At 67.4% G+C, this 15,232-nt stretch carries 14 protein-coding genes; 13 read left to right on the forward strand and 1 reads right to left on the reverse strand.

The window, feature by feature from the left end; all coding sequences use genetic code 11:
* Positions 1-13 precede the first annotated feature (13 nt).
* The 5 genes from AC0L2M_RS04440 to AC0L2M_RS04460 are packed head-to-tail and all read left to right on the forward strand — an operon-like array spanning position 14 to position 7,335.
* Positions 14-3,685: a cobaltochelatase subunit CobN gene (locus AC0L2M_RS04440; RefSeq protein WP_473534130.1), complete on the forward strand. Its 3,672-nt coding sequence runs from the start codon at positions 14-16 to the stop codon at positions 3,683-3,685.
* The gene (gene cobG, locus AC0L2M_RS04445; protein ID WP_473534131.1) at positions 3,682-5,181 is read left to right on the forward strand and encodes a precorrin-3B synthase; all 1,500 of its coding nucleotides are present in this window, start codon (positions 3,682-3,684) and stop codon (positions 5,179-5,181) included. The genes AC0L2M_RS04440 and cobG overlap by 4 nt, the downstream gene beginning before the upstream one ends.
* Entirely contained in the window at positions 5,178-5,819 is a 642-nt protein-coding gene (locus tag AC0L2M_RS04450) for a precorrin-8X methylmutase (protein ID WP_473534132.1), read from the forward strand. The genes cobG and AC0L2M_RS04450 overlap by 4 nt, the downstream gene beginning before the upstream one ends.
* Positions 5,816-6,574: a precorrin-2 C(20)-methyltransferase gene (locus AC0L2M_RS04455; protein WP_473534133.1), complete on the forward strand. Its 759-nt coding sequence runs from the start codon at positions 5,816-5,818 to the stop codon at positions 6,572-6,574. The genes AC0L2M_RS04450 and AC0L2M_RS04455 overlap by 4 nt, the downstream gene beginning before the upstream one ends.
* Positions 6,571-7,335 carry a precorrin-3B C(17)-methyltransferase gene (locus tag AC0L2M_RS04460; RefSeq protein ID WP_473534134.1) on the forward strand — a complete coding sequence of 255 codons (765 nt, stop codon included), beginning with the start codon at positions 6,571-6,573 and terminating at the stop codon, positions 7,333-7,335. The genes AC0L2M_RS04455 and AC0L2M_RS04460 overlap by 4 nt, the downstream gene beginning before the upstream one ends.
* On the opposite strand, the gene AC0L2M_RS04465 is transcribed toward AC0L2M_RS04460, so the two are convergent.
* Complete coding sequence (locus AC0L2M_RS04465; protein WP_473534135.1) at positions 7,299-8,063, reverse strand: cobalt-precorrin-6A reductase; 765 nt, start codon at positions 8,061-8,063, stop codon at positions 7,299-7,301. The genes AC0L2M_RS04460 and AC0L2M_RS04465 overlap by 37 nt on opposite strands.
* Positions 8,064-8,217: 154 nt before the next feature.
* On the opposite strand from AC0L2M_RS04465, the gene cbiE reads away from it, so the two are divergent.
* The 8 genes from cbiE to AC0L2M_RS04505 all read left to right on the forward strand — a co-directional run bounded on the left by cbiE (position 8,218) and on the right by AC0L2M_RS04505 (position 15,151).
* A complete protein-coding gene (gene cbiE / locus AC0L2M_RS04470) occupies positions 8,218-9,447 on the forward strand; it encodes a precorrin-6y C5,15-methyltransferase (decarboxylating) subunit CbiE (protein WP_473534136.1) in 1,230 nt (409 codons plus the stop codon).
* Positions 9,444-9,830 carry a cobalamin biosynthesis protein gene (locus AC0L2M_RS04475; protein ID WP_023798839.1) on the forward strand — a complete coding sequence of 129 codons (387 nt, stop codon included), beginning with the start codon at positions 9,444-9,446 and terminating at the stop codon, positions 9,828-9,830. The genes cbiE and AC0L2M_RS04475 overlap by 4 nt, the downstream gene beginning before the upstream one ends.
* Positions 9,827-10,591 carry a precorrin-4 C(11)-methyltransferase gene (gene cobM / locus AC0L2M_RS04480; protein ID WP_473534137.1) on the forward strand — a complete coding sequence of 255 codons (765 nt, stop codon included), beginning with the start codon at positions 9,827-9,829 and terminating at the stop codon, positions 10,589-10,591. Before AC0L2M_RS04475 ends, cobM begins: the two co-directional genes overlap by 4 nt.
* The gene (gene cobA, locus AC0L2M_RS04485; RefSeq protein WP_473534138.1) at positions 10,588-11,406 is read left to right on the forward strand and encodes a uroporphyrinogen-III C-methyltransferase; all 819 of its coding nucleotides are present in this window, start codon (positions 10,588-10,590) and stop codon (positions 11,404-11,406) included. The genes cobM and cobA overlap by 4 nt, the downstream gene beginning before the upstream one ends.
* A complete protein-coding gene (locus tag AC0L2M_RS04490; RefSeq protein ID WP_473534139.1) occupies positions 11,403-12,716 on the forward strand; it encodes a cobyrinate a,c-diamide synthase in 1,314 nt (437 codons plus the stop codon). Before cobA ends, AC0L2M_RS04490 begins: the two co-directional genes overlap by 4 nt.
* Positions 12,713-13,474: an adenosylcobinamide-GDP ribazoletransferase gene (cobS, locus tag AC0L2M_RS04495; protein WP_473534140.1), complete on the forward strand. Its 762-nt coding sequence runs from the start codon at positions 12,713-12,715 to the stop codon at positions 13,472-13,474. Before AC0L2M_RS04490 ends, cobS begins: the two co-directional genes overlap by 4 nt.
* A gap of 24 nt (positions 13,475-13,498) precedes the next feature.
* Positions 13,499-14,509: a nicotinate-nucleotide--dimethylbenzimidazole phosphoribosyltransferase gene (cobT, locus tag AC0L2M_RS04500; protein ID WP_473534141.1), complete on the forward strand. Its 1,011-nt coding sequence runs from the start codon at positions 13,499-13,501 to the stop codon at positions 14,507-14,509.
* Between the two features lie 105 nt (positions 14,510-14,614).
* The gene (locus tag AC0L2M_RS04505) at positions 14,615-15,151 is read left to right on the forward strand and encodes an MgtC/SapB family protein (RefSeq protein ID WP_023798833.1); all 537 of its coding nucleotides are present in this window, start codon (positions 14,615-14,617) and stop codon (positions 15,149-15,151) included.
* Positions 15,152-15,232 lie beyond the last annotated feature (81 nt).

Genomic DNA, 15,232 nt, shown 5'->3' on the forward strand with positions numbered 1-15,232 from the left:
GGCACGAGCTGCGATGCACATCCTCACCACTACATCCGCCTCGCTCGACGATCTCGCCGAGCCTGTCGATCTCAGGCAGACGCCTGCGGATGTCGTGGCGCTGTCCTTCACCGACAGCGACCTGGCCGGGCTGGCGGCGGCATGGCAGGCAGACGCGGATCGCCTGCCGTCGATGCGGTTGGCGGCCTTGCGCGACCTGCGCCACCCGATGTCCGTCGACCTCTGGATCGACAGCGTCGCCCGGCACGCCAGGGTTATTCTGGTCCGCATCCTCGGTGGTTACGACTGGTGGCGCTACGGCTGCGACCAGCTCGCCTCGACCGCCCGCGCGCACGACATAAAACTGGCGCTGCTGCCCGGCGAATGCCGCGACGAGGATCTGCGACTGATCGAATGCTCGACGCTGCCGCGCCGGGAGCTCGACGGCCTGCTCGGCTATTTTCGCGAAGGCGGCCCGGAGAATATGACGGCGCTGGTGCAAAGGCTGGCAAGTCTCGCCGGATCAGATGTGGCGGTCGCGGAGCCGGTTGTCGTGCCGAAGGCGGGCTACTATCAACCAGGACGCGGTGTCATAGAGCGCGACGTCCCCCCCCCCCCCGGGGGGGGGGGGGCCGCCCCCCCCCGGGGGGGTGGGGTCGCCTGTGAAGTGCGCCAACGCTCTGAAGTGCGCCAACAGCAAAAAACGTCGAGCACTGCCGCAACGACCCCACCCGGCCCTGCGGGCCACCCTCCCCTCGAGGGAGAGGGGGACGTCGTGCCCATCCTCTTCTACCGCTCGATGCTGCTCGCCGCCGATGTCGCGCCGATCGACGCGCTTTTTGAAGCGCTGCGGCAGCGCGGCATGGCCCCCGTGCCGATCTTCGTCTCCAGCCTCAAGGACCCGGCCTCGCTTGCCTTTGTCGAAACCGCGCTTGCCACGCTGAAGCCGGCCGCCATCATCACCGCGACCGCCTTCGCCTCCGGTGCCGAGCCCGGCGTCGAAACCCTGTTCGACCGCGCCGGCGTTCCTGTCTTCCAGGTCATCGTCGCGACGACACGCCGCGATATCTGGCAAGACAACCAGCGCGGCCTGGCGCCCGCCGACCTCGCCATGCATGTCGTCCTGCCCGAACTCGATGGCCGCATTCTCGCCGGCGCCATTTCCTTCAAGGGCGAAAGCGAGGTCGATCCGGCATTGGCCTTCCGCGCCTTCGCCAACCGGCCGGAGCCGGACCGCGTCGCCCAGGTGGCGAACCGTGTCGAGGCGTTCGTGCGCCTGCAGCGCACGCCGCGCGAAAAACGCAAGCTCGCCATCCTGATCCCCGACTATCCGAGCGCCCCCGGCCGCACCGGCTACGCCGTCGGCCTCGACGTGCCGTCGAGCGTGCTGGCGATGCTGCACGACCTGAGCGAACAGGGCTACGTCGTTGAAGGGATTCCGCAAACGCCGCGCGCGTTGCTGGAGATGCTGGAGCGTGGTGAAGGTGGATTGAGGTTGGAGGAGTATCTGACCTTCTCGAAGGAATTGCCGCCGGCGGCCATCGCTGCCGTGACGGCCGCATGGGGGAATGCAGAAGATGAGACAGGTTTGTGCGAGGCACCCCCCTCTGTCCTGCCGGACATCTCCCCCGCAAGGGGGGAGATTGGCAGTTTCGCCGGCGTCTCTCCCTTTGCGGCGTTGGAGATTAGCGAAAGCGGAGATGAGGGCGCAATCTCCCCCCTTGCGGGGGAGATGTCCGGCAGGACAGAGGGGGGTGTTCAAGCGCCTGCTTCTGCAAAATTCCCCTTCCGCGCTACCAGCTTCGGCAACATCACCGTAGCACTGGCCCCCGACCGCGGGCGCTCTGTCGACCGTCGCGCCGACTATCACGACCCGGCCTTGCCGCCGCGCCATGCGCTGATCGCCTTTGGCCTGTGGCTGCGCAAGTCGCTCGATGTCCATGCCCTCGTCCATGTCGGCGCCCATGGCACGCTGGAATGGCTGCCCGGCAAGACAGTGGCGCTCAGCGAATCCTGTTTTCCCGAGATCGTCACCGGCGCATTACCCGTCATCTATCCCTTCATCGTCTCCAACCCGGGAGAGGCGGCACAGGCCAAGCGGCGCATCGCCGCCGTAACCCTCGGCCATTTGCCGCCGCCGCTGACCGGCGCCGGGCTCGACGAGGACCAGCAGCAGCTCGAGCGGCTGGTCGACGAATATGCCCAGGCTGACGGGCTCGACCGCCGCCGCCGCGATCGCCTGGCGAGGCTGATCGTCGAAACCGCTGAAAAGACCGGTCTCGCCTCCGAGGCCGGCGTCGCCGGAACCGACGCGCCCGACGAAGCGCTGCGCCGCATCGATGCCTGGCTCTGCGACCTGAAGGATTTCGCCATCAAGGACGGGCTGCACATCTTTGGCCGCTCAGCCGAGGGCGAGGCCGATCAGCTGCGCCAGCAAAGTGCGGCGGCCGAGAAGTCTGCGCTGATCGCGGCCCTCGACGGCCGCCATATCGCTGCCGGTCCGGCCGGGGCACCGGCGCGTGGCCGCCGCGATGTGCTGCCGACCGGCCGCAACCTGTTCACATCGGATCCACGCACCATGCCGACGCCGACATCCTTCGATCTCGGCAGGGCGGCCTCCAACGAGGTCTTGCGCAGCTACATGCAATCGCATGGCGACTGGCCGCGCTCGCTGGTCATCGACCTCTGGGGCTCGGCCTCGCTGCGCACCGGCGGCGAGGAAATCGCACAAGGCCTGGCGCTGATGGGCTGCCGGCCGCAATGGGATTCCGCCACCGGCCGCGTCACCGGCATCGAGGTGCTGCCGCCCGCCACCCTTGGCCGCCCGCGCGTCGATGTCACCTGGCGTATTTCAGGCCTGTTCCGCGACATGTTCCCGACCCAGATCGCCCTGATCGATGCGGCCGCCAACGCCGTCGCCGCCCGCGACGAGGACGCGACGGAAAACCCGCTCGCCGCAAAAACCCGCGCCGATGGCAAGGCCAGCCCGCGCATTTTCGGCACCTCGCCCGGCACCTACGGCACCGGTGTCGAGGCGTTGCTGTCGAGCGGCGACTGGGCCGCGCGCGAAGAAATCGGCCGCGCCTATCTCGACGCCACCTCGCATGCCTATGGCGGCGCCGAGGGCGAAGCGATTTCAGCGCCCGGCGCCTTCGAGGGCCGCGTCGCCGAGGCCGACCTCCTCGTCCATACCGGAGACGACCCCGGCCGCGACATTTTGGAAGGGTCCGCCGATGTCGCCTTCATCGGTGGTTTTTCGGCGGCGCTTGCAGCGCTTGGCAAGAACGCCGACGTCATCGTCCTCGACACCACGGATCCGCAAAAGCCGAAGCCGCGCTCGGTTGGAGAAGCCGTATCTCGGGTGGTTCGCGCCCGCGCCGTCAACCCGCGCTTCATTGTCGGCCAGATGCGGCACGGGCCGCGCGGTGCCTCGGAATTCGCCGAGACGGTCGACCGTCTCGTCGGTTTCGCCGAGACCACCCATGCCATACCGGGCACGCTGATCGAGGCCGTGCACGACGCCTATCTCGGCGATCCCGAGGTGCGCGCCTTCATCCTGCGCGAAAATCCGGCGGCCGCGAAAATCATCGCCGAGCGGTTTCTGTCGGCGCGGCGGCGCGGTCTCTGGCACCCACTGCGCAATTCCGTCGACGACGACCTCGCCGCCCTGATCGCCGAAGCCCGCGCGTTGGGGGTGGCGGCATGAACGCCTTCTCCCGACGCGGCGCCTGCCCCGCTTTGTCCGCGCCGATGCAGACCGGCGACGGGCTTCTGGTGCGGCTCAACCCGGTCGCTGGAGGACTCTTGCCGAAATCCTTGATCGGGCTCAGTGAATCCGCATCGCGGCATGGCAACGGCATCATGGAGGTGACCGCACGTGGCAGCCTGCAGATCCGCGGCCTGACGCCGGCCAGCGCCCGGCTGCTGGCAATGGAGGTCGCCGCGCTCGGCATCGCAGTGCGCACCGGCCTGCCGGTCGAGACCGGACCGCTGGCCGGGCTGGATCCGCAAGAGATCGCCGACCCACGCCCGCTGGCGGAGCGGATTCGGGCAGCGATTGCTGAAGCCGGGCTGGCACAGCGCCTTGGCCCGAAGGTGTCGGTGATCGTGGACGGCGGTGGACAGTTGGCTATGGATGTGGTGACAGCCGATGTGCGGCTGGCTGCGGTGCGCACCAATGCGGGAATCAGGTGGCAGGTGTCTGTGGCGGGTGATGGGCAGAATGCGAAGCCGCTCGCTACGGTGGGAGACGATGCGGCCCGCGATATCGCCATCGCGATGTTGAGGATGGTCGCCGAAAAAGGCCGCGAAGCCCACGCACGGGATTTGACGGAGAGGCAGTTAGTATCCCTCGCAAGCTGGCATTCCTTCACACCCCCCTCTGTCCTGCCGGACATCTCCCCCGCAAGGGGGGAGATTGAGCTCTCATCACCGCTTTCGCCAATCACTGGCCTTGCAGGACGAGCGGCGGCGTCGGAACTGCCGATCTCGCCCCTTGCGGGGGAGATGTCCGGCAGGACAGAGGGGGGTGCGCAGGATCGCCTGCCTGTCAAATTGTCCGAACCAATACCTTCGCCGATCGGCCTCTTTCCTCTCGCCAGCAACACGGCCGCCCTCGGCATCGGCCTGCCCTTCGGCAGCATGCCGGCGGAGAAGATCATCGCACTCACCCAATACGCCCTCACCCTTGACGCGGCCGAAATCCGTCTGGCGCCACACCGCGCGCTGCTTTTCCTCGGCCTCTCCCCGACCGCCTGCCGCTCGCTCCAGCAGGCCTCCGCCACCCTCGGCTTCGTCACCGACGCAGCCGATCCGCGCACCAGGATCGCCGCTTGCCCCGGTGCGCCGGCCTGCGCCTCCGGCCGGATCGCCACGCGCGACATCGCCGAAACCATCGCCGCAGAAAACCGCGACCTCCTGGATGCCTCCGTCACCCTGCACATTTCCGGCTGCGCCAAGGGCTGTGCCCATCCCGGCCCGGCGGCGCTGACACTGGTCGGCGGCGAAAACGAGGCCGGACTTGTCGTGGACGGGACGGCGAAGGCCCTTCCCGCCGGATACAGGCCAGGCTATGACGCCGCGCACGGCGTTGGCCGCATTGCCGCAGCGATCCGCGAGGCACGATTTCGAGGCGAGACCACCGCCGCCTGCCTGACAAGGCTTGGCGCGGCCGGTGTCACCGAACTCTACCGACAGGAATGAACATGCCCGCCCCCTACGACTACATCCATGACGGCACGGCGATCTATGAGCGCTCCTTCGCCATCATTCGCGCCGAGGCCGACCTGTCGCGCTTTTCCGATGCCGAAGCCGATGTCGCCATCCGCATGATCCATGCCTGCGGCCAAGTCGAGGCCGCGCAGAACTTTGTTTTTTCGCAAGCTTTTGTTGCCGCCGCCCGCGCGGCACTGGCGGCCGGCGCGCCGATCTTCTGCGATGCCGAGATGGTCTCACATGGTGTCACGCGCGCCCGGTTGCCGGCCGGTAACGAGGTGATCTGCACGCTGCGCGACCCGCGGACGTCCGACATAGCGAAAAAGATCGGCAACACCCGTTCGGCCGCAGCCATTGAATTGTGGGGCGAGCGCATGGCCGGCTCGGTCGTCGCCATCGGCAATGCGCCGACCGCACTTTTCTACCTGCTGGAGAGACTGCGCGACGGTGCGCCGAAACCGGCTGTTATCATCGGCATGCCGGTCGGTTTCGTCGGTGCTGCCGAATCGAAGGACGCGCTGGCCGAGAATTCTTACGGCGTGCCCTACGCGATTGTGCGCGGCAGGCTGGGCGGCAGCGCCATGACCGCCGCCGCGCTCAACGCATTGGCGAGGCCGGGCCTGTGAACGCGATTGTAAAAGGCAGGCTTGTCGGCGTCGGCACTGGTCCCGGCGACCCCGAGCTGCTGACGCTCAAGGCCGTGCGCGCGCTGGCCGAGGCCGACGTGGTGGCGCATTTCGCCAAGCGCGGCAACAACAGCAACGCGCGCGCCATCGTCGGCGCGCATTTTCGTCCTGATTTGATCGAGTTGCCGCTGCTCTATCCCGTCACCACCGAAATCGACAAGGATCACAGCGATTATCGGTCGCAGATAGCGGATTTCTACGAGGAGTCGGCCGAAAAGGTCGCCGAGCATCTCAGCGCCGGCAGGATGGTCGCGGTGCTTTCGGAAGGCGACCCGCTGTTCTACGGCTCCTACATGCACCTGCATGTCAGGCTGGCGCACCGCTTTCCAACAGAGATCATTCCCGGCGTCACTGCCATGTCCGGCTGCTGGTCGGCCACCGGAACGCCGATCGTCCAGGGCGACGATGTATTGACCGTGCTGCCGGGCACGATGAGCGAATTCGAGCTGACCCGCCGCCTCGCCGACACCGATGCTGCCGTCATCATGAAGGTTGGCCGCAACCTGCCCAAGATCAGGCGCGCGCTGGAGGCGACCGACAAGCTGGCGCGTGCCGTCTATGTCGAGCGCGGCACCATGCCGGGCGGCGTTTCGATGCGGCTGGCCGACAAGCAGGACGACAACGCGCCCTACTTCGCCATCGTGCTGGTCGCCGGCTGGTCAGGCCGGGCCGCCGCATTGGGAGCCGAAACATGAGCGGCCGCCTGACCGTTATCGGCCTTGGGCCCGGCAATGCCGACCAGGTGACGCCGGAAGCGAGCCGCGCCGTCGCCGAGGCAAGATTCTTCTTCGGCTACAAACCGTATCTCGACCGGCTCGACCTGCGCCCGGACCAGACCCGCGTCGCCTCCGACAATCGCGAGGAGCTGTCCCGCGCCAAGGACGCGCTGGCAATGGCTGCGCAGGGCCACAATGTCGCCGTTGTCTCGGGCGGCGACCCCGGCGTCTTTGCCATGGCGGCAGCCGTCTGCGAGGCGATCGAGGCCGGCCCGGCCGAATGGCGTGCCGTTGACGTTTCGATGCTGCCCGGCATCACCGCAATGCTCGCGGTCGCGGCCCGCATCGGCGCGCCGCTCGGCCATGATTTCTGCGCCATCTCGTTGTCAGACAATCTAAAACCATGGGATCTCATCGAATTGCGGCTGCTGGCTGCGGCCGGCGCCGGTTTCGTCATCGCGCTCTACAATCCGATCAGCAAGGCGCGCCCCTGGCAGCTTGGCCGCGCCTTCGAATGCCTGACTGCGATCCTGCCGGGCACCACACCGGTCGTCTTCGGCCGTGCTGCCGGCCGTCCCGACGAGCGCATCGAGATTTTTCTGCTGGCGGACGCCGATTCAGAAAAGGCCGACATGGCGACCTGCATCATCATCGGCTCGCCGGAAACAAGGATCATCAAGCGCGGCGAAAAACCGGCGCTGGTCTACACGCCGCGTTCGACGGCGGGCCCAAGAAAATGATCGACCATCGCGGCAAGGGCTTCGACGGTTTCAGCCGACGCGACATCCGGCAGCGCCGGCCTGCGGATCATGACCACCTCGATGCCGAGCGCCCGCGCTGCGGCGATCTTGCCGTAGGTCGCCTCGCCGCCGCTGTTCTTGGACACGACGACATCGATGCGGTGTTCCAGAAGCAGTGCACGTTCGTCGGCTTCCCGGAACGGCCCGCGCGCCAGGAGATAGGTCGCGTCGGGCACAGCGAGCCTTGGCTCGACCGGATCGACGCTGCGGATGAGATAATGATGCTGGGGCGCCGCCTCGAAGGCGGCGACCTCCTGCCGGCCAAGCGCCAGGAAAACGCGGCGTGGCGCAGCGGCCAGCGCCGTCACCGCGCTGGCAACGCTGTCGACCAGCGTCCAGCGGTCGCCTTCGGCAGGCTCCCAGCCCGGGCGCCTGAGCGCAACGATCGGCACGCCGGCCTCTCGCGCCGCTGCCGCGGCATTGGCGGAGATTTGCGCCGCATAGGTATGCGTGGCGTCGACCAGCAGCTCGATGCGGGTCTCGCGGAGGTAGGCAGCCAGCCCGTCGGCGCCGCCGAAACCGCCCACCCTCGTCGGTACGCCTTGCGCGACGGGATTTCCGGTGCGGCCGGCCAGCGACAATGTGATCGCAAGATCGGCACGCGCGGCCAGCTTTCCCGCCAGTTGCCGGGCTTCGGTGGTTCCGCCGAGGATCAGAATGCGCTTCATTGGCACCACGTCAGGCCACGCCGAGCTGCCCTTCACCCTTACCCTCTCCCCGTGAAGGACGGGGAGAGGGGGACGCCAGCGTTGCGGCCAGTTCCCTTCTCCCCGTCACTATACGGGGAGAAGGTGCCGGCAGGCGGATGAGGGGCGGCGCGGCATGTCAAACAATAAACAGCCAACACCAAAATGGCTCACAATCGTCGGCATCGGCGAGGACGGTGTAGCGGGTCTCGGCGACGAGGCCAAGCGGCTGATCGCCGAGGCCGAATTCGTCTTCGGCGGCACGCGCCACCTTGCGCTCGTCGTGTCGCTCGCCAAAGGCGAAGCCCGTGCCTGGCCGACCCCTTTCGATGCCGAGATGCGCGACGTGCTGGCGCTTTCCGGCAGGCGAGTCTGCGTGCTGGCGTCGGGCGATCCGTTCTTCCATGGCGTCGGCGTCACCCTTGCTCGCAAAATTCCTGCCCAGGAGATGCAGGTGATTTCAGCCGCTTCTGCCCTCTCGTTGGCCGCCGCCCGCCTCGGCTGGGCGCTGCAGGATATCGAGACCATTTCGCTGCACGGCCGCTCGCTCGACCTGATCCGGCCGTTGCTGCATCCGGGCACCCGCATCCTTGCGCTGACCTCGGACGGCGATGCGCCGGCGGCGATTGCGCGCCTGCTGACCGAGCTCGGCTTCGGTGCCTCGCAGCTGACGTCACTTGAGGCGCTGGGCGGCCCGAACGAAAGGCTGCGCTCGGTGCGCGCAGACGCCTTCGATCTGGAAAAGATCAATCCGCTCAACGTTCTGGCGGTCGAAGTTGACTCAACATCGGGAGCACGCATCCTGCCGCTGACATCGGGCCTTGCCGATCACTTGTTCGAGCATGACGGCCAGATCACCAAGCGCGAGGTGCGCGCCATCACCCTGTCGGCCCTCGCCCCCAGGCGCGGCGAGTTGCTGTGGGACATCGGCGCCGGCTCCGGCTCGATCGGCATCGAATGGATGCTCGCCCATCCGACGATGCGCGCTACTGCCATCGAGGCCGATCCAACCCGCGCCGCCCGCATCCGCCGCAACGGTTCCGCCTGCGGCGTGCCCGGACTTGCCGTGATAGAGGGTTCGGCGCCGCAGGCGCTCGCCGGATTGGAGACGCCGGACGCGATCTTCATCGGCGGTGGCGGCAGCGATACCGGCGTGCTGGAAACGGCCCTCGAGGCCCTGCGTGCTGGCGGCCGGCTGGTCGCCAATGCGGTGACGCTGGAGATGGAGGCGCTGCTGCTCGCCCGTCACGCGTCGCTCGGCGGCGATCTCACCCGCATCGCACTATCCCGCGCTTCGCCGGTTGGCTCGATGCAGGCCTGGCGGTCTGCCATGCCGGTCAGCCAATGGAGCTGGGTCAAGCCATGATGGTCGCGGGCATCGGCAGTCGCAAGGGCGTCAGCGCAAGGGATGTGCTTGCCGCCATAGAAACCGTTCTGGAAGCACATGGGCTGGCGATGACGGCGCTTTCGGCGCTCGCCACCGCTTCTCAGAAGCAGGACGAGCAGGCAATCTTCTCTGCGGGCCGCGAACTCGCTCTTCCAGTGATCGTTGTCGAGGACGCTGCGCTCGAGGCCGCGTCGCCGCGCGCAATCAGCCGTTCCGACCTGTCGCAGGCGCGTGCCGGCACGCCGTCGGTTTCCGAAGCCTCGGCGCTTGCTGCCGCGGGCAAAGGCGCAAAACTGCTCGGGCCGCGCACCGTGCTTGGCCCGGTCACCTGCGCCATCGCCATCAGCGGAGACGCCGCATGACCGTCCACTTCATCGGCGCCGGTCCCGGCGCGGCCGACCTCATCACCTTGCGCGGCAACCGGCTGCTGGCAAGCTGCCCGGTCTGCCTCTATGCCGGCTCGATCGTCGCCCCGGAACTGTTGCAGCACTGCGCGCCCGGCACGAAGCTGATCGACACCGCGCCGATGTCGCTCGACGAGATCGAAGCGGAGTACCTGGCGGCCCACCAGGCCGGCCACGATGTCTCCCGCCTGCATTCCGGCGACCTGTCGGTGTGGAGCGCTGTCGCCGAGCAGATCCGCCGGCTGGAGAAGCACGGCATCGCCTATACGCTGACGCCGGGCGTGCCCTCCTTCGCGGCTGCCGCGGCAGCGCTTCGCCGCGAGCTGACCATTCCCGAAGTCGCGCAAAGCCTGGTGCTGACCCGCATCTCCGGCCGCGCGTCCAAAATGCCGCCTGGCGAAACCCTGGCCGGCTTCGGCCGCACCGGCGCGACGCTCGCCATTCATCTTGCCATCCACGTCATCGACCGCATCGTCGCCGAGCTGACGCCGTTCTATGGCGCCGATTGCCCGGTAGCGGTCGTCTTCCGTGCCTCCTGGCCGGACGAGCGCGTGCTGACCGGCACGCTGGCGACGATCGAGGCGCAACTGGCCGCCGATCCGATGGAGCGCACGGCAATCATCTTTGTCGGCCGCTCGCTGGCAGCGGAAAACTTTGGCGAGAGTTCACTTTACGACGCCCACTACCAGCGGCGTTTTCGCGGACGGGACGGATTGTGAACGACGGCACCGGAAACAACAGAGGAAACACCACGATCGAACAGGCTTTGGCCCGGCTCAACTTCAAGCCGCGCCAGCTTGAGCCCGGCCATGTCTGGCTGGCCGGCGCCGGCCCTGGCGATCCCGGCTGCCTGACGCTGGAAGTGCTGGCCGCACTTGGGCAGTGCGATGCCCTCGTCTACGACGCACTGGTCTCTCCCGATATCGTGGCAGTGGCGTCGGGCGCCGAGCTTTTTTACGCCGGCAAGCGTGGCGGCCAACCGTCGATGAAGCAGGACGACATCACCGCTTTGCTGGTGCGGCTGGCGCGCGAGGGCCGCCGCGTCGTCAGGCTGAAAGGCGGCGACCCCTATATTTTCGGCCGCGGCGGCGAAGAGGCGCTGGCGCTGGCGCGCCAAAACATCCCGTTCCGCGTGCTGTCCGGCCTGACTTCGGGCCTCAGCGCGCTTGCCGGAGCCGGCATCCCGGCCACCATGCGCGGCATCAACAAGGCGGTGATCCTGGCCACCGGCCACGCCGCCGGTACCGACGACGACCTCGACTGGGCGGCAATCGCCCGCACCGGTCAGCCGCTCGTCGTCTATATGGGCATGGCCAATCTGCCGCTGATATCAGCCTCACTGCTTGGCAGCGGCCTGCCGCCTTCGACGCCTGCTGCAGTGATCGTCGCCGCGACGACGCCGCAGGAGCGCATCGTCGTCGCCACCCTTGCCACCATCGCCGATGAGGCGGCCGCCGCCGGGTTGAGCGCGCCGGCGCTGATCGTCGTCGGCGGCATCGTCGCGATGCGCGCGGCATTGGCGGGCGAGCCATGACCCGCGCGATCATCATCGGCGCACCGCGCTCAGGCTCGGGCAAGACCAGCGTCACCATCGGTATATTGCGCGCGCTCGCCCGGCGCGGCCTCAAGGTGCGCGGCGCCAAATCCGGCCCCGATTATATCGACCCAGGTTTCCACACCGCCGCGACAGGCCTTTCCGGCGTCAATCTCGACAGCTGGGCGATGCCGCCTGCTTTGCTCAACGCGCTGGCCGGCGACGCAACTGAAGATGCCGATTTCATCTTCCTGGAAAGCGCCATGGGCCTGTTCGACGGGATTCCGGCTGCTCCGGGCCGCACCGGCTCGGCGGCCGATCTCGCACGGCTCTACGGCCTGCCGGTGCTGCTGGTGCTCGACGTTTCCGGACAGTCGACCACGGCGGCAGCCGTCGCCAAGGGTTTTGCCAGCTATGACCCTGATGTGCGCATGGCCGGCGTCGTGCTCAACCGGCTGGGCAGCGAACGTCACCGCCGTCTCTGCGGCGACGCCATCGAGGCGATCGGCCTGCCGGTGGTCGGCGCGATCCTGCGCGATCCCTCGCTCAACCTGCCGGAGCGCCATCTCGGTCTCGTCCAGGCCGGCGAATATGAGAATTTGATGGCGCATCTCGACCGGCTGGCCGACATGGTCGAACGCTCGCTCGACCTCGACGCCATCATGGCGCTGGCGGCGCCCTTCGCGCCTGCTCCCGGCAGTTTCGACGACGCGCTGCCACCGCCCGGACAACGCATCGCACTGGCAGAGGATGCCGCCTTCACCTTCCTCTATCCGCATGTCGCCGCGCATTGGCGCAAGGCCGGGGCTGAGATCATCCGCTTCTCGCCGCTTGCCGACGAAGCGCCCGGCGAAAATTGCGATGTCTGCTGGCTGCCTGGCGGCTATCCCGAGCTTCACGCCGGCCGCCTCGCGGCGGCTGCGACGTTCAGGGCCGGCATCGAGGCGTTTGCGGCAACACGGCCGGTGCATGGCGAGTGCGGCGGCTTCATGGTGCTCGGCGAAGCGCTGGAGGACGCATCGGGCGAGACGCACGCGATGCTCGGCCTGCTCGGTCACTCGACCAGCTTTGCCAAGCGAAAGATGAACCTCGGCTACCGCGAGGCGCGGCTGCGCGCCGATTGTCCGCTGGGAGACCGAGGCGCGCTGATCCGCGGCCACGAATTCCACTATGCGCAGATGATTGCCACCGGCAGTGACGAACCCTTGGCCGACCTCGCTGACGGCCAAGGCAATCCGCTCGGCGCCTCCGGCTACCGCCGCGGCCATGTCAGCGGCGCATTCTTCCATGCCATTGCGAGAGGCGAATGACACTCTCCACTCGGCAAATCCTCGATGACATCGCGCTCTGCGTCGTCTTCTTCACCCGGCTGCCGCTGCCGGTCGTCGATTTTCGGGACCGCAGCCTTGCTGCCGCGATCTGGGCAGCGCCGGTTGCCGGCCTCGCCGTCGCTCTGATCGGCGCCCTGGTCTACGCGGTCGGGACCTGGCTCGGTCTTGCCGCCGGCCCGGCAGCAGCCCTTGCCCTTGCCGCGATCTTGCTCGCCACCGGCTGCATGCATGAAGACGGGCTTTCGGATGTCGCCGACGGCTTTGGCGGCGGCAGGACACGCGAGAAAAAACTGGAGATCATGCGCGACAGTCGTATCGGCGCCTACGGCGCCTGCTCGCTCGCCCTGTCGCTGCTGATCCGCTGGAGCGTGCTTTCGGAATTCGCCGGCCCGGCCCAGATGTTCTGGGCTCTGATTGCCGCGCATGCCGCCTCGCGCGGCTTGTTCGGCGCTTTCATGCATCTTTTGCCGGCGGCGCGCAGCGACGGCCTCTCGGTCGATGCAGGCACCATGTCGGCCGAAACCGCCATTGCCGGCGCCGCGCTCGGCACCGTCGCGCTGCTGGCGCTAGGGTTCGGTGGCGCGGTCGCCGCGCTTATCCTGCTCGGCCTGTTGTTTGCCGCCTTCCGCGAGCTGTGCCGCAGCCAGATCGGCGGCCAGACCGGCGATACGGTCGGCGCGCTGCAGCAGTCTGGCGAGATCGCAATCCTGCTCGTTGCTTCCGTTTTCCTTTCCTGACTCTGTTTCGGAGATTTTTCCCCCATGCCTTTCAAATCGCTTGATGAATTGCGCGCGACCTGCCTCGATCTGCCTGCCGGCAGCGACGCCGCGGCAAATGCTGTCGCCCGCCGCCAGGACACGCTGACCAAGCCGCAAGGCAGCCTCGGCCGGTTGGAAACCATAGCGGCTTGGCTTGCCCGCTGGCAGGGCCGCGACATGCCGCAGCTCGATCGCGTAAAAGTCCTGGTTTTTGCCGGCAACCACGGCGTCACCGCACAGGGCGTGTCGGCCTTCCCGTCGGAAGTCACCGTGCAGATGGTGGCGAATTTTTCTGACGGCGGCGCCGCCATCAACCAGCTCGCCCGCATCGCCGGCGCCGAGCTCGACGTCATTCCGCTCGACCTCGATTATCCGACCCGCGATTTCACCCAAGGGCCGGCAATGGACGGCGAAGCCTTCCTCGCCGCCGTCTCGGCCGGCTACGGCGCGGTGACCAAAGACCTCGACCTCGTCTGTTTCGGCGAAATGGGTATCGGCAACACCACGCCGGCGGCGGCCATTTCGGCCGCCTTGTTCGGCGGCGGCGCGGAAAAATGGACCGGGCGCGGCACCGGCGTCGACGATGCCGGCCTGGTGCGCAAGATCATCGCCATCGAGGCCGGCCTCAAGCGCCACGCCGAAGCCCTTGCCGATCCGCTGGGGATCGCGGCAGCCCTTGGCGGGCGTGAACTCGCCGCCATTTTCGGTGCGACGCTGGCCGCGCGCCATTCAGGCGTGCCGGTGCTGCTCGACGGCTTCGTCAGCACCGCCGCCGCCGCGCCCTTGGCAAGGTTGCACCCCGCCGGCCTCGCCCACACGCTTGCCGCCCATGTCTCGGCCGAATCCGGCCATCGCCGGCTGCTCGAGGCGCTCGGCCTGCCGCCGCTGCTCGACCTCGGCATGCGGCTCGGCGAAGGCTCCGGCGCCTGCCTCGCCGTCAACATCGTCCGCTCCGCGCTCGAATGCCATGCCCGCATGGCAAGCTTTGCCGAGGCTGGTGTTTCGGAGAAGTAATCTCGTCAAACTGATCAAGTCTTGACCGATTGCTCGATGGATCACGGCAGCATCGGGGAACCTGGCCGGCCCGAGCACGTTGTGGCCGGTCAGCCCGGGTTACGCATGCAACAGCTTTTCCAGGAATTCGGCCATCCGACATACGTCCCGTTCCCCGTTATTGCGGCGAGGCTTCTCTTGGCGTCGATCTTCGGTGCGGCGATCGGCTTCGAACGCGAATGGCGAAATCGGCCTGCCGGGCTTCGCACCCATATCCTGGTCTGCGTGGCGGCGGCTACCTTCGGTATTCTGACGATTGAAATTATTCACGCGCCGATGTTTCAGCAGGATTCCGTAAGGGTCGATCCGATTCGCGTTGTCGAAGCGGTCACCGCCGGCGTCGCGTTCCTTGCTGCCGGAACGATTTTGTTTTCGAAGGGCGAGGTTCACGGGCTGACGACCGGGGCTGGCATGTGGCTCTCCGGGGCAATCGGCGTGGCCTGCGGGCTCGGTCTGTGGCAAGTGGCGGCACTCGGCACGCTTTTGGTGCTGGTCGCGGCAGGCCTTCTCTATAGTTTTGCCCACAAGTCCGGTATTGGCGAGAACGCCGGACCAGAAAAGCCCAAGTCGGAAGAAGACGTGCCCAAGCGGCCCAGAGGCTGAGGCTGCAACTGGAACCGAACGCGAATTGGAAACCAACCGTCAGATTTGGAACCGCTATGTTCGCGACACTCTTTCAGGCAG

The organism is Mesorhizobium sp. WSM4806 (genome assembly GCF_055811635.1).